The sequence below is a fragment of the Microbacterium sp. SORGH_AS_0862 genome, assembly GCF_030818795.1.
GTDB lineage: Bacteria > Actinomycetota > Actinomycetes > Actinomycetales > Microbacteriaceae > Microbacterium.
Genome location: NZ_JAUTAY010000001.1, coordinates 1,428,113 through 1,442,295, shown reverse-complemented (window position 1 = coordinate 1,442,295; position 14,183 = coordinate 1,428,113). Strand labels below are relative to the sequence as shown.

Sequence of the window (14,183 nt, the reverse complement as noted above, 5' to 3'; positions counted from 1 at the left end):
CGATGGGCGATGTCTTTGCATGCGTCAGCCCGGGTTTAGTAAGGTAAGGCTTACCTTTGTGCCTCCCGTTCGGTATCTTCGACGAGCAGCGGTGACGGCTTCCCGAACGAAAGGCCCCACCGTGCTCCGCTCCGCCTTGTCGCGCCTCGGCGCCGTCATCCTCGTTGCCGCCTTGTCGTTCGCGGCTGTGTCGGTACCTTCCGCAGCGATCGCCGCAGACGGCGCGGATACGCCGAACGCCGCGTACTACGCGGCGTTCGCCTCGACGCCGGCGGGAGCCGAAGCAGTGCCATCCGACGCCGTCGTGACTCTCGCGGCGTCGTCCGGCGGGGATACGACCCTGCGGACGGTCGCGTCCGGCGGGATGACCGTTGTGCAGCGGGTGGACGAGACCACAGGGGCCGTGGTCGAGGCGCTGGACGTCTCGGGCCGCATCGACGTCGTGCGGGATGCATCGAGCGTGCGCGACTACGGTGGGAGCGCTCCGTATCCCGAGAACGTGTACGTGCTCGGACGCGCGGACGGCGAAGCGACCCTCGTGCGGATCGTTGCTCCGGGCACGCTCGCGGGCTCCGGGACATCCGTGGAAGCCTTCGACACCGACGCGTTCGCGCAGCGCAGCGGGATCGCGTTGTCCGACCTCGTGCTCCTACGGCCTTTCAGCACGGGCCTGTTGGCCGTCTCGGCCGACGGAGACGGATACCGCGCGACCAGGCTGGACTACGACCTGACCCCCCAGGCCGGACGTGCGCCGTTGGAGCTTCCGTTCTCGGGGGAGCGGACCTTCGCCCTCGACGATTACGGGGATCTCTACGCGAGCCGGGTCGGCGGCATCGACCGCGTCTCGATGTACGACCTCGCCCGCGTCGTGTCGGTCGACGCCCCGGATCTGGGACTGGTTCGACTATGGGCCGCGCAGCCGTACCAGCAGCTCGCCGTCGCAGATGCGGACGGCACACTCGCCGCAGTGAACCTCGCGGGAGGCGGATTCGACTCGATGTTCGCCGTCGACCTCGGCGCCCCCGCGGCATCCCTCGCTCTCGTCAACCAGATCGGGGAGGTGCAGGTCGCGACCGCAGGCGCCGCCTCCATCCGGCGGTTCGCGGTCGGTGACGGAGCCGAGCGCACCCCCATCGGCGCACCGGGGGTCGTGCTGGCCGGATCGCTGCGCGCTTACAGCTCGTACGCGCCGTCGGTCACCTACCTGGCTGATGTCGACCATGCGGTCTACGCGTACAAGACCGAATACATCTCGAGCCCCAAGGCGTACTCGACGTTCTCGCTCGAGGCCGCCGACCGCGTCAGCGGCGTGGACTTCTCCTACGGCGCCGCCGGCACCGGTCTCGATCTCGACCGCGCCTGGTACGAGTACAGTCTCGACGGCGGGGAGCACTGGGCCGAGCGCGACCAGTCGTGGAGCGAGGCCGTCGCCGACCGCGGTTCGCTCGTCACGCCGCCGGGAGCCCTGCCCGCTCCGATGGACGGCGTCGCCCCTCACCTGCGACAGGTCACCGACGAAGATCTCTGGACTTCGGTGACGATCGGCTCATTCGAGGCCGCCGTCTCGCTCACGCCGGCGCAGTACGACGCCCTGTGGCGGTACCGCGTCGAGAGCGACTACGGCTCCGTCGCGAGCGCTTCGACGCGCATCGTCGTGGCTTCCGAGCAGGAGGTGGACCCGACGCTGCGGGTCACGCAGCACCCCGCCTCCGCCCGCGTCAGCGTCGGCGAGGCGGTCACGTTGAGTGCGGCCGGAACTGCGGAGACGGAGCCGACGCTGCAATGGCAGCGGTCGGCCGACGGCGAGAACTGGAGCGACATCGAAGGGGAGAACGCATCCGAGTTGCGCCTCGTCGCCTCGGCAACGGATGCGGGTGCGCGTTACCGCGCCATCCTCCGCAGCGGCTCGTCCGAGATCGCGACCGAGTCCGCGGTTCTCGACGTCATGTCGCCCTCCGCGCCGATCGCCCCCGCCGCGCCGCTCGGCGCCGTGACCGCATCCGGGGCGACGCTGGGATTCGGCTTGTCGTCGTACAGCCAGGAGTGGCTCCGCTCCCCGGCGGGCTCACACGTCGCGCTCAGCGACACGGGCTTCTCCTTCCGAGAGGGCGCCGGATGGGTCGATGATGTCTCCGTGCAGGCGCAGCTCTCCTGGGAGGGCACGGCCGTGTATCGCCCCTACGGCGGCTATCTGGGCCTTTATCTCGCTTTCGCCAACCCGCATCTCGCCGTAGCCGCCGATGGGCGCGCGACATTGACCGCCGAGGTGGCCTGGAACGACGGCGCAGGTCACTGGAGCGGGCCCGTCGACCGCGCATATCGCAGAGTCATCGTCGCGACCTTCGCCGCGAGCGAGCTGATCGCGGGCGCCGACGGAACCGTTCGCTTCGCGGGGACCCCGGAGTGGCAGGGTCGCGCCTACAGTGCGGGTGCCGGCGAGGTGCGTGCCGACAGCTTCCCCTCCTCCTTCGTCGACTACCTCGACCCCAGTAACCAGGGCTGGTTCCTCGCGACCGGGAGCGCTCGCGACCCCGAGAAGGCGCCTCTTCCGGTTACGGCGACGGCGAAGGTCTCGGACGATCCCGCCGCCACGACGGGAACCGTGGTCGATCCGCTGGACCCGCTCGGCGACGGTCGTGATCCGTTCACCCCGAGCACCCCCGTTCTCACCGCTCACCCGCAGTCGGCCACGATCGCCGTGGGCTCGGCGACGGTGCTGACGGCTGCCGCGTCCGGCTGGCCTCGCCCGCACGTGCAGTGGCAGGAGCTCGTCGAGGGGCAGTGGGTCGATGTCGACGGCGCGACGGAAGCACAGCTCAGCGTGTCAGGCGAGCAGGAGGGGGAACGCTCGTTCCGCGCTGTCTTCTCCGGCCAGGGGGTGACGATCGCAACAGATGCGGCCATCGTCACGGTGACCCCGGCTTCCGGCGGTCCCGACCCCGTCACGCGTCCCGCCTTGACCGCCTCGCCCGCAGCGGGGCTGCCCGACGGCGGGTCGATCGACGTATCGGGCGCCGACTTCGCGCGCAACACCAACCGCTCTGGCGTGTATCTGCTGTTCGGCTATGCGCGCGTACTCCCCTCTCAGGGTGGCGTGCTGGGGCGCGACTTCGACTATTCGGCGGGAACGGACAGTCAGCGTTTCATCGCGTGGCCCGAGGCGTCGACCGCGGGCGCAGCCCAGGCGGTGTTCACGGATGACGGCGGCTTCACCGTCTCCGACTTCACGGTGCGCTCCGGGTTCGTCGGTGCCTCCGGCCAAACGGTCGACTGCCGAGCGGAAGGCGTGCAGTGCGGTGTGTTCACCATCGGTGCGCACGGCGCGACCGACGGCGCTGTCGAGTCCTTCGCGCCCATCACCTTTGCGCCCCACACCACCGAGCCCGGTACCGATCCGGGGACCGAGCCCGGTACCGATCCGGGGACGGAGCCCGGCACCGACCCGGGGACGGACCCCGGCACGGACCCGGGGACGGACCCCGGCACCGATCCCGGCACCGACCCGGGCGCGGGGGGCCTCAAGCCGTCGGAGACCGATCTGGTGGACGCGCTCGAAGGCGGAGTTCGTGCCCCCGCGAACGCCGTCGTCGGATCGAGCATCCTCGTCTCCGTCGGCGCTGACCACGCGGGCGAGACGGTCTCGGCGTTCCTGTTCTCGACGCCGACCGGGCTCGGATCCCGCGTCGTGGGGGCGGATGGGACCTTCACGCTGCGGTTGCCGGAGGGGGTCGTCGGGCAGCATCGCCTCGCCGTCTACGGCGCCGATGGGGCGGTGATCGGCTGGGTGACGATCTCCATCGCACCGGCATCGACATCGGTCGAAGCGGCCCTTCGCGACGCCGATCTCGCGGCGACCGGTGCGGTCGTCTCGCCGGCGACGCTGACGCTCGGCGCGGGAATCCTGCTCCTCGGGATCGCGCTCATCACGCGCCGGAGACGCTCCTCTGCGCGGTCGTGACCGTCGAGGCGAGGGGCGCAGCGTCCCCGGATGGCGCTGCGCCCCCGTCGGGCCGCTGCGCCCCCGCGGATTTGACCGGCGGGGAAGCGCGGTGCAACGCTGACTGTTAACCGACGACAGTGAGGTGCTCGTGTCCGATCTCCGCCCCCTTGCGATGGGTGACCAGATAGCCCATCGCCTTCGCGTCGAGATCATCAAGGGGATCATCCCCGCCGACACGCACCTCGCGGAGGACGCCCTCGCCACGCGTTTCGACGTCAGCCGTGGTCCGGTGCGCGATGCCCTGCGCCACCTGGAGGCGGAGGGCCTGGTCGAGGACCGTCGCAAACGGATCTATACCCGTGCGGTCGGCATGACCGACATCGAAGAGCTGTACATGCTGCGCGAGGTGCTGGAGTCCCTCGCCATCCGGCTCGCCATCGCCAACGCCAGCTCCAAGGACTGGGACCGTGTGCAGGCGATCGTCGACGACATGGCGGCGGCCGCCGAGAGCGACGACGGCGAGCGCTTCGCGGATGCGGACATGCAGTTCCACACGAGCTTCTACGTCAACGCGCGCAACCGTCGGCTGATGGAGGCGTGGCGCCCGTATCAGCGCATCTTCGCCATCCTGTTCGAGCTCAGCGACACGAGCGACATCGCCTCGGCAACCGCCGATCATCAGGGCTTTCTCGATGTGATCCGCACCGGTGATGCCGACGCCGCCGTCAAGCGGCTGCACCTTCACCTGACCCTGGCCAAGGGTCACGTGCGCGACGCCCTGCGCAGCCTGCCCGACGCCGCTCACTGACGCTTCCGTCGTCGATACCCGTCTGTCGGGTATTTGACACGGCCCTCGCACTGTCCTATGTTGACTGTTAACAGAAAACAGATCGTTCAACGGTGACCGGTCGCTCCGCCTGGAGCAGCCCTGACCCGTTTCGAGGAGGGGCTCCCAGATGGCAGGACACGATTCGACCGCACCGGTGGGTGCAGGTCGCACCGTCATCGTCGGACCGGTCCGTTACCCGGCCCTCTGCGCCTCCGGCCGTGCGCTGCTTCTCGAGCACGGCTTCACGCTCGTCGAGAACGAGTCCACCGTGCCGTGGACGGCCCAGGAACTGCACGCACGCATCGCGGATGCGGACGCCGCCGTCGCCGGCGTCGAGGTCTACGACGCCGATGCCCTCGACCGCGCCGGCCGGCTGCAGATCATCTCGCGCCTCGGCGTGGGACTCGACAACATCGACCTCGACGCAGCCCGCGCCCGCGACATCCGCGTCGTGAACGTCCCCGGCGGCAATGCCGCGGCGGTCGCCGAACTGGCCATCGGCTTCATGCTGGCTCTGCTGCGCCGCATCCCCGAGCTCGACGCCGCGACCAAGAACGGTCGATGGGACCGCTACGTCGGCCGCGAGCTCGCGGGCAAGAGCATCGGCCTCATCGGTTTCGGCGCCATCGCGCAGACCGTCGCCCGCCGTCTCGTCGGCTTCGACGTCGACCTCGTGGCCTTCGACCCGTTCGCCGACCGCCAGGCGGCCGAGCGCCTGGGTGTGCGCATCGTCGACCGTGTCACGGATGTCGTGCGCGACGTCGACATCGTCTCGGTGCACGCTCCGCACACGCCCGACACCCACCACACGGTCGATGACGGGCTGATCGCGGCGATGCGTCCCGGCACCCTCCTCATCAACACGAGCCGCGGCGGCCTCGTCGACGAGGCGGCGCTCGTGCGCGGACTCGCGTCCGGCCGCATCGGCGGGGTAGGACTGGACGTGTTCGAGGTGGAGCCCGTCGCCGCGGACAACCCCCTCTTCTCCTTCCCCAACGTCGTCGTCGCCCCCCACGCCGCCGCCGACAGTGCGGAGGCGTACGAGCGCATCGGCCTCGCCACCGCGCAGGCCATCGTCGACGTCTTCGCGGGTCGTGTGCCCGCCGCCCTCGCCTTCTGACCCGAACCCCACGCACCACCCACCTCCTGAAAGGAACAACGATGTTCACGACACGCAGACCCCGTCGGCTGGTCATCGGTATCGCTGCCGGCGCCGTCGCGGCCCTGGGCCTGACCGCCTGCGCCGGCGGCGCAGGCGACGCGGGCGACTCCGCCGACGTCTCCGAGATCACGGTCGTCGCCGCAAACAGCCCCTGGGTCGAAGGTCTGAAGACCCTCGGCACCCAGTACGAGCAGGAAACCGGCGTCAAGGTCAACATCGAGGCCTACGGCAACGAGCAGCTCAACGACAACTACAAGGTCAAGCTCAACGCGCAGTCCGCCGACTTCGACGTCATGGCCTTCCAGGTGCAGGACGTCATGCGCGAGTTCTCGCGCAACGGCTGGCTCACCGACATGACCGAGCAGGTCGAGAGCGACGCAGACTGGAACTGGGAGGACTTCCAGTCCGCCGCCCGTGACGCGGTGGAGCTCGACGGGGTCGTCTACGGCGTTCCCGTCATGACCGAGCGTCAGATCGTCTACTACCGCACCGACCTGCTCGAGGCCGCGGGCATCCCCGTGCCCAAGACGCTCGACGAGCTGAAGTCGGCGGCCGCCGCCCTCAACGACCCGGACAACGGCATGTACGGAATCGCCATGCGCGGCTCCCGCGTGCCGCTGGTCACGCAGCTGTCATCGTTCCTCTACAGCTTCGGCGGCGACTTCCAGGACGAAGACGGCAACGCCAGCGTCGACACCCCGGAGGCGAAGAAGGCCTACGAGTTCTACGGCGACCTGCTGCGCGAGTCGGGCCCTCCCGGAGCCACCAACATGGGCTGGGTCGAGGCGTCCGCGCTCTTCGCGCAGGGCAAGGCGGCGTTCTACATCGACGCGGACAGCCAGGCGTACACCTTCCTGGACGCCGACAACAGCGCCGTCGTCGACACGGTCGGCTTCGCGCAGTTCCCCGAGGGACCGGCCGGCTCGAAGTTCTACAATATCGTCCCGCAGACCATCGGCATCAACGCCTTCTCCAAGAAGAAGGAGGCCGCGTGGGAGTTCATCAAGTGGGTGACCAACGAGGAGAACACCAAGTGGCTGCTGGCCAACGAGACGGTGCCCGGCGCGCGTGAATCGGCCTGGAACGACGCCGAGGCCACCGCATCCTTCCCCGCCGGTCTCGTCGAGATCATCCAGAACGTGGGCGACCACGGCGTCGGCCACGACCGTCCGCAGCTGGAGCAGGTCGCCGCGGCCCGCGAGATCGTCGGCGGCCCCGCCATCACCGCGATCGAGGGGGGCGACGTCGCAGACGCCGCCAAGACCGCGAACACGCAGTTCCAGGAACTGCTCGACTCCGAGAAGTGATCTCAGGCCCCGGGCGGCGCTCGCCGCCCGGGGCCACCCGGACCAAGGAGGCTCCGTGTCCTCGCTCACCGCGCGCAGGTCGACGTTCGGCAACCGCGCACTCAACTGGATCGACGCTCGTCTGAAGTGGATCCTGATCGTCCCGTCGGTGCTGTTCATCGCGCTGCTGATCGCCTTCCCGATCGGCTACACGGTCTTCCTCTCCCTCACCGACTCGGCGGGCGCGGTCACCCGGCCCTTCTCGTTCGTCGGACTCGACAACTACGTCACCTGGCTCGGCGACACCGACCGGTTCTGGCCTGCCGTCGGTCGCACGGCCTACTTCACGATCCTGGCACTGGGCATCGAGCTCATCCTGGGTCTCGCGATCGCGCTCCTGCTGCGCAAGACCTTCCGTGGTCAGGGCCTGGTGCGCGTGTTCATCCTGCTGCCGCTGGTGGCCACGCCCGTCGCCGTCGGCATGATGTGGCTGCTGATCTTCGAGCCCTCCATCGGCTTCGCCAACAGCGTCATGCAGTTCCTCGGCCTTCCGCGCCAAGGCTGGCTGAGCGATCCCTCGACCGCGTTGAACACCCTCGTCTTCATCGACGTCTGGCAGTGGACGCCGATGGTCATCCTGATCCTCCTGGCGGGCCTGTCGACCCTGCCGGAAGAGCCCGACGAGGCGGCGCGGGTGGACGGCGCCAACGCGTGGCAGCGCTTCCGTCACATCACCCTGCCGCTGCTCGCGCCGGTGATCGGTGCGGCCGCCATCCTCCGCTCCATCGACGCGATGAAGACCTTCGACATCATCTACGCCACCAAGGGCATCGGAGGCGGCTCGAGCCATGAGGCCGAGACGCTCAACATCCTCGCCTACGGGCAGGCTTTCCAGTTCTCGCAGTACGGCAAGGCGTCGGCGCTGCTGATCCTCTTCTTCCTGCTGATCGTGGTGGTGCTGCTGGCCCTCGCGATCCTTCGCAAGAAAGGAACCCGGGTATGAGTGAGACCCGCGCCCTCGTCCAGCCCGTCGGCCGCCGCGGCCGTCGCGCTGTCGCCATCAAGCGCCGTCCTCGTCGTCCGATCGACATCGCCGGGCAGACCGCGCGCGTCGTCGGAATCGTCCTCGTCGTGCTGGCCTTCCTCGTGCCGCTCGTGTGGATGCTGCTGGCCAGCTTCAAGCGCAACCTCGACGTCGTGAACCCGGACAAGATGTTCGCGTTCGAGCCGACGCTCAAGAACTACGAGACCGTCTTCACCGTGCAGAACTTCCTGCCGGTCATCGGCAACAGCCTGCTCGTGGGCGTCGGAGCCACGCTGCTCGCGCTCGTGATCGGCGTCCCGGCGGCCTACGGCATCGCCCGGTACAAGGTTCGCAGCACGACCGGCTTCCTGCTGATGGCGCGCGTGATCCCCGGTGTGAGCCTGCTGATCCCGTGGTACTTCCTCTTCTCACAGGTGCAGCTCGTCGGCAGCTACACGGTGCTGATCCTGACGCACCTGTTCGTGACGATGCCGCTCGTGGTGGCCATCATGTCGAGCTTCTTCGACGGCATCCCGACCGAGCTGGAGGAGGCCGCGCAGATCGACGGCTCGAGCAAGATCGGCGCCTTCGTCCGCGTCGTGCTTCCCCTGTCGCTGCCCGGCATCGCGACCGCGTCGATCCTGTCGTTCATCTTCAGCTGGAACAACTTCCTGTTCGCCCTGGTGCTCTCCAGCCAGTCCACCCGCACGCTGCCCGTCGCGATCGTGAACTTCACGAGCTACGCGTCGGTCGACTGGGGCGGTCTGATGGCCGCCGCGGTGGTCATCACGGTCCCGGTCATGATCGTCGCGCTGTTCGCGCAGCGCTACGTCGTCAGCGGTCTGACCGCCGGCGCGACCAAGGGCTGAGATGGGCGAGGCGACACGAACCGCCTGGGTCGTCGGCGGCGGAACCGGCATCGGCCGCGCCGCGGCCCAGGCGCTCGCACGCGACGGTTTCCACGTCGTCGTGTCGGGCCGCCGGGCGGCGGAGCTGGACGCGACCCTCGACGCCGTCCATCGGAGCGGCGGGGCCGCATCCGCCCTCATGCTCGACGTCACCGACGACGACGCCGTCCAGGATGCGGCCGCGCGTCTCACCGACACGCACGGCCACATCGACACGCTGGTCTACTGCGCGGGCACGAACGTCGCCGGCCGGTTCTGGGACCAGGTCTCGGCGACCGACATCGCACACGTCATGGACGTGAATCTCCAGGGTGCGGTGCGCACCGTGCACGCGGTGCTGCCCGGGATGCGAGCGGCCGGCGCGGGACTCATCGTGCTGGTGTCCTCCTGGGCCGCGTGGCGCCACTCGCCCGGCGCGGGCGCCGCCTACGCCATGAGCAAGACCTCGCTCGGCGTGATGGCGGAGACCCTCAACGCGCAGGAGCGGCTGCACGGCATCCGCGCCACGCACCTGTGTCCCGGCGAGGTGGCCACCGACATCCTCGACACCCGGCCGAACCCGCCCTCCGCCGAGGCGCGCGCCCTCATGCTCGCGCCCGACGACGTGGGCGAGACCGTCGCCTGGATCGCCCGTCAGCCCGCGCGCGTCTGCGTGAACGAGCTGGTCCTGACTCCCACCGCCAACACCTCCTACGCGTGAGCGGCCCGCTCCGCATCCTCTCGAAAGGCATCGACATGACCCGTCGCGACATCGTGACCGCCATCCCCACCAGCTTCCACGCCGACGGCTCGCTGGATCTCGACGGCAGCCGCTCGATCTTCCGGTACGTCGGCGAGTCCGGCAACGAGGGCGCCTTCGTGCTGGGCACCACGGGCGAGTTCCCTGCGGTCGACGACGAGGAGTTCGCCCAGCTCATCCGCGCCGCGGTCGAAGAGCTCGCAGGTCGTATGCGCGTCATCGCCCACGTCGGCCAGCCGAGCGCCTATGAGGCCGTGCGACGCGTGAAGATCGCGAAGGATGCGGGCGTCACCGAGTTCGCGGCCCTCACGCCCTACTACCTGCCCGCTGCGGAGTCGGCGGTCTACGACTACTTCGTGCAGGTCGCAGAGGCGGTCGGCGACGGCGCCCTCTACGTGTACATCTACCCGCGACGCAGCGGCATCACCGTGAGTCCCGAGCTGCTGGCGCGGCTCGCCCAGCTTCCTGCGGTGGTGGGGGCCAAGGTCAGCGAGCTCAGCCTCGACGAGCTCGCCGCGTACCGCGCGGTCGTGCCCGAGGACTTCATCCTGTACACGGGTGCCGACAAGGATCTCGTCGCCGCCGGTCAGGTCGGCGCGCAGGGCGTCGTCTCCGGCGTCTCCTCGGTGCTGCCGAAGCCGTTCCGGGCGCTCGCCGCAGCGGCGGACACGGGCGACGCCCAGAAGATCGCGGATGCCCAGGCCGCCGTCGACGACATCGTCTCGATCATCGGCGGGGACATGGCCCGGATGAAGGCCGCCTACCGGTCGATGGGGGTCGCCGACGGCGCGTGCCGCATGGCTCTCGTACAGCCCGACGAGACGGCGCTCGCCGAGATCGAGCGCGTCATCGCGACGTACCGCTGAGCCTGTCGTGGCTTCGTCGATCGCGGTGCTCGGCAGCGCCAACATGGACCTCGTCGTCCGGGTGGCAGCCGCGGTGCGTCCGGGGGAGACCGTCAGCGGGTCCTCGTTCGCGACCGGCCCGGGCGGCAAGGGGCTGAACCAGGCCGTCGCCGCCGCGCGGGCCGGAGCGAGCGTGCGCTTCCTCGGCGCTGTCGGCGCGGACGAGTTCGGCGGACGCCTGCGCGGCTTCCTCCTCGCCCAGGGGATCGACGCATCCGGACTCGTCCCGAGCGCGGAGCCCACCGGGATCGCCGCCATCACGGTCACCGACGACGGCGAGAATGCCATCGTCGTCGTCGCGGGGGCGAACGCGGACGACCGGTTGTCCGACTCGGACCGTGCCGCGATCGCCGGCGCCGGCTATCTCGTCGTCCAGCTGGAGCGACCGGTCGCCCTGGTCCTCGAGGCCATGCGCTGGGCGCGCGGACACGGTGTCACGACGGTGCTCACACCGGCGCCCGTCCCCGATTCCCGCATCGACGAGCTGGTCTCGCTGAGCGACGTCCTTCTGGTCAACGAGCACGAGGCCGCTGCGCTGAGCGGCGACCCGGATGCGGCGGGCGCCGCCCGCGTGCTCAGCCGTGCCGCCGGGACGGTCGTCGTCACCCTCGGCGCCGCGGGGGCGCTGGTCGCGCAGGGCGGCGAGGTCACGGCCACCGTGGCCGCGCGTCCTGTCTCAGCGGTCGACACCACTGGTGCGGGTGACACCTTCGCCGGCGTGCTCATCGCCTGGCTCGCCGCCGGCGCCACGCTCCATTCCTCACTCGAGGCCGCGTCCGCCGCGGCCGCCCTCACCGTCACCCGTCCGGGGGCCGCGGCGTCGATGCCGCAGCGCGCCGACATCCTCACTGCTCTGCAAGGAGACCGATCATGACCTACACCCTCCCCACCGCACCCGCCGCTCTCGTGGCACCGCCGCGCACGGCGTACCTGATCTCGTCGGGCGACCTCCGCGAGTCGGCGAACGTCGCCGGCTGGCCCGCGCAGGTCGAGCTGGAGGCCGCCGTGACCCGCGTGCTCGGAGATCTCGGCTGGAGCGTGGTCAGGGCCAATGACGTCGACCCCGCGACCGGCCACGGCTTCATCTCGAGCCAGCGCATGGGCATGGAGGTGTTCAAGAGCATCCCCGCCGACGCGCCGCTCATCGTCGCCGAGGCGGTGTGGCAGTACTCGCACCACGTGCTCGCGGGGCTGCGCACCCACCGCGGTCCGATCCTCACGGTCGCGAACTTCGCCGGCGAGTGGCCGGGCCTCGTGGGGCTCCTGGGGCTGAACGCGGGCCTCACGAAGATGGGCACGCCCTACGCCACGATCTGGTCGGTCGACTTCGCGGACGACTGGTTCCGCGAGGGGCTGCTCGAGTGGACGCGCACCGGCCGCATCGCCCACGACGCCTCCCACGTGCGGCCGCTGCCGGCGCTGGCCGAGAGCCCGGAGCGGGAGCTCGGCGAGGCGATCGGGCGGCAGCTGCGCGAGGAGAAGGCCATCATCGGCGTCTTCGACGAGGGCTGTATGGGCATGTACAACGCGATCTTCGACGACGAACTGCTGAATCCGACCGGCATCTACAAGGAGCGTCTGTCGCAGTCCGCGCTCTACGCCGAGATGCTCGCGGTCACGGATGCGGACGCCGACGCCGCATTCGACTGGCTGATCGAACGGGGGATGACGTTCCGCTTCGGCGAGGACCCGGCCACCGAGCTCACCCGCGACCAGGTGCAGTGGCAGCTGAAGATGTACATCGCCGCGCTGCGCATCGCGGACGACTTCGGGCTGGATGCGGTCGGCATCCAGTACCAGCAGGGTCTGAAGGATCTCTTGCCCGCATCCGATCTCGCGGAGGGCATCCTCAACACGAGCGAGCGGCCGCCGGTGTTCTCGCGCGACGGAGGCCGCGAACTGCACGCGGGCCGGGCGCTGCCCCACTTCAACGAGGCCGACGAGGGCGTCGCGGTCGACGCGCTCGTGACCGATCGCGTGTGGCGCGCGATGGGCCTCGTGCCCGACAACACGCTGCACGATGTGCGCTGGGGCGAGGAGTTCGACGGCGAGTTCGTGTGGGTCTACGAGATCTCGGGTTCCGTTCCCGCGTCCCACCTCGGCGGCTGGGACAAGGCCGAGGGCTGGCGGCAGGGACACGTCTTCTTCCCGGCGGGCGGCGCGACGATCAACGGCGTGAGCAAGCCGGGCGAGCTCGTCGTCTCGCGCGTGTTCATCGCCGAGGGCGTGCTGCAGGCCGACATCTTCCGGGCGAGCGCGGTGGAGCTGCCCGAGGAGGAGACGCGCCGCCGCAAGGAGGCGACGAACCCGGAGTGGCCCATCGCACACGTCGTGCTGCACGGCATCGGCCGCGACCAGTTCATGGCCCGTCACAAGGCGAACCACGCGCAGGTCGTCTACGCGCCGGATGCCGAGACGGCCGACCGCGCACTCATAGCGAAGGCCGCGGCCTTCGACGCCATGGGCATCCGGGTCAACCTGGTCGGCGACGTCGCGGTGTGAGGCGACCCGGTGCGCTCTAGAGTGCAGGTGTGCACGGGGACGGGCGGCAGCAACGCGGCGCGGGGGTGAACCCGCGCGGTGAGACCGCGGCCACCGCCAGGTGGGAGCGGATGACGTACTGGCCGCTGACGATCGCGGCGCTCGTGTTCATCCTCACGCAGACGGTGCACGTCATCGCGGACGTGTCGGGGGTCGCCGCGATCATCACCTCGTCGATCCTCACGATCACCTGGGTGATGTTCATCGTCGACTACCTCGCGCGGCTGGCGATGTCGCGTCCGAAGTGGCGGTGGTTCCGCACGCACCTGTTCGATCTCGCCGTAGCGCTCCTGCCGATCCTGCGGCCGATCCGTCTGCTCGGGGCGCTCACGCGCATTCCTTCGTTCACCCGCACCGCGGCCAGCTCCCTGCGGGCCAGGATGCTCGTGTACGGCATCGCGGCCGCGCTGTTGCTGATCTGGACCGCGGCCCTCGCCGTGCTCAACGTGGAACGTCACGCGGCGGGCAGCAACATCCGGAGTTTCGGAGATGCGGTGTGGTGGGCGTTCTGCACCGTGACGACCGTGGGCTACGGCGACTTCACACCCGTCACCGTGCCGGGCCGCGTCATCGCGGTCGCGCTCATGGTGGGCGGTGTCGTGCTCGTGGGACTCATCGTCGCGACCTTCTCGTCGTGGGTCATGGAGCGCGTCACCCGCGGCCATCAGGAGCAGCTGCCCGCCACCCGCGCCGACGTCGCGCGGCTCGAGCAGGAACTCGCGGCGGCGCGCGCGGCGCTCGCCGCGGCGGAGAAGCCCACGCCCTGAGCGAAATCCTCCCGCCGGCGGATGCGGGGTGTCGGAGCTCGGGCCTAACCTGTGCTCGGCGTGTGAACCGCGCCCCGCCTCG

11 protein-coding genes are annotated in these 14,183 nt (G+C 69.9%); all 11 read left to right on the top strand.

What is annotated here, in order from left to right; translation table 11 throughout:
• Positions 1–91: 91 nt before the first annotated feature.
• Complete coding sequence (locus tag QE377_RS06725; RefSeq protein ID WP_307320961.1) at positions 92–3,958, top strand: immunoglobulin domain-containing protein; 3,867 nt, start codon at positions 92–94, stop codon at positions 3,956–3,958.
• A gap of 130 nt (positions 3,959–4,088) precedes the next feature.
• Entirely contained in the window at positions 4,089–4,748 is a 660-nt protein-coding gene (locus tag QE377_RS06720; protein WP_234073982.1) for a GntR family transcriptional regulator, read from the top strand.
• A gap of 148 nt (positions 4,749–4,896) precedes the next feature.
• Positions 4,897–5,889: a phosphoglycerate dehydrogenase gene (locus tag QE377_RS06715; protein ID WP_307320955.1), complete on the top strand. Its 993-nt coding sequence runs from the start codon at positions 4,897–4,899 to the stop codon at positions 5,887–5,889.
• Positions 5,890–5,930: 41 nt separating this feature from the next.
• Positions 5,931–7,238, top strand: a complete 1,308-nt coding sequence (locus QE377_RS06710; protein WP_307320953.1) for a sugar ABC transporter substrate-binding protein — start codon at positions 5,931–5,933, stop codon at positions 7,236–7,238.
• A gap of 55 nt (positions 7,239–7,293) precedes the next feature.
• Positions 7,294–8,220, top strand: a complete 927-nt coding sequence (locus tag QE377_RS06705) for a carbohydrate ABC transporter permease (protein ID WP_243226399.1) — start codon at positions 7,294–7,296, stop codon at positions 8,218–8,220.
• A complete protein-coding gene (locus tag QE377_RS06700; RefSeq protein WP_307320947.1) occupies positions 8,217–9,110 on the top strand; it encodes a carbohydrate ABC transporter permease in 894 nt (297 codons plus the stop codon). The genes QE377_RS06705 and QE377_RS06700 overlap by 4 nt, the downstream gene beginning before the upstream one ends.
• A gap of 1 nt (position 9,111) precedes the next feature.
• Positions 9,112–9,849 (top strand): SDR family oxidoreductase, encoded by a 738-nt coding sequence (locus tag QE377_RS06695; RefSeq protein WP_307320944.1) that lies wholly within the window; start codon positions 9,112–9,114, stop codon positions 9,847–9,849.
• A complete protein-coding gene (locus QE377_RS06690; protein ID WP_307320941.1) occupies positions 9,846–10,754 on the top strand; it encodes a dihydrodipicolinate synthase family protein in 909 nt (302 codons plus the stop codon). The genes QE377_RS06695 and QE377_RS06690 overlap by 4 nt, the downstream gene beginning before the upstream one ends.
• Before the next feature lie 7 nt (positions 10,755–10,761).
• Positions 10,762–11,667, top strand: a complete 906-nt coding sequence (locus tag QE377_RS06685) for a ribokinase (RefSeq protein WP_307320938.1) — start codon at positions 10,762–10,764, stop codon at positions 11,665–11,667.
• Positions 11,664–13,295, top strand: a complete 1,632-nt coding sequence (locus tag QE377_RS06680; RefSeq protein WP_307320935.1) for a fucose isomerase — start codon at positions 11,664–11,666, stop codon at positions 13,293–13,295. Before QE377_RS06685 ends, QE377_RS06680 begins: the two co-directional genes overlap by 4 nt.
• A 29-nt stretch (positions 13,296–13,324) precedes the next feature.
• Complete coding sequence (locus QE377_RS06675) at positions 13,325–14,101, top strand: potassium channel family protein (RefSeq protein ID WP_307320932.1); 777 nt, start codon at positions 13,325–13,327, stop codon at positions 14,099–14,101.
• The last annotated feature ends 82 nt before the right edge of the window (positions 14,102–14,183 follow it).

Bases quoted from the DNA above. Each gene is read 5' to 3' on its own strand.
- QE377_RS06715 (WP_307320955.1), top strand. From the start codon at position 4,897: ATGGCAGGACACGATTCGACCGCACCGGTGGGTGCAGGTCGCACCGTC.
- QE377_RS06710 (WP_307320953.1), top strand. From the start codon at position 5,931: ATGTTCACGACACGCAGACCCCGTCGGCTGGTCATCGGTATCGCTGCC.
- QE377_RS06700 (WP_307320947.1), top strand. From the start codon at position 8,217: ATGAGTGAGACCCGCGCCCTCGTCCAGCCCGTCGGCCGCCGCGGCCGT.
- QE377_RS06695 (WP_307320944.1), top strand. From the start codon at position 9,112: ATGGGCGAGGCGACACGAACCGCCTGGGTCGTCGGCGGCGGAACCGGC.
- QE377_RS06680 (WP_307320935.1), top strand. From the start codon at position 11,664: ATGACCTACACCCTCCCCACCGCACCCGCCGCTCTCGTGGCACCGCCG.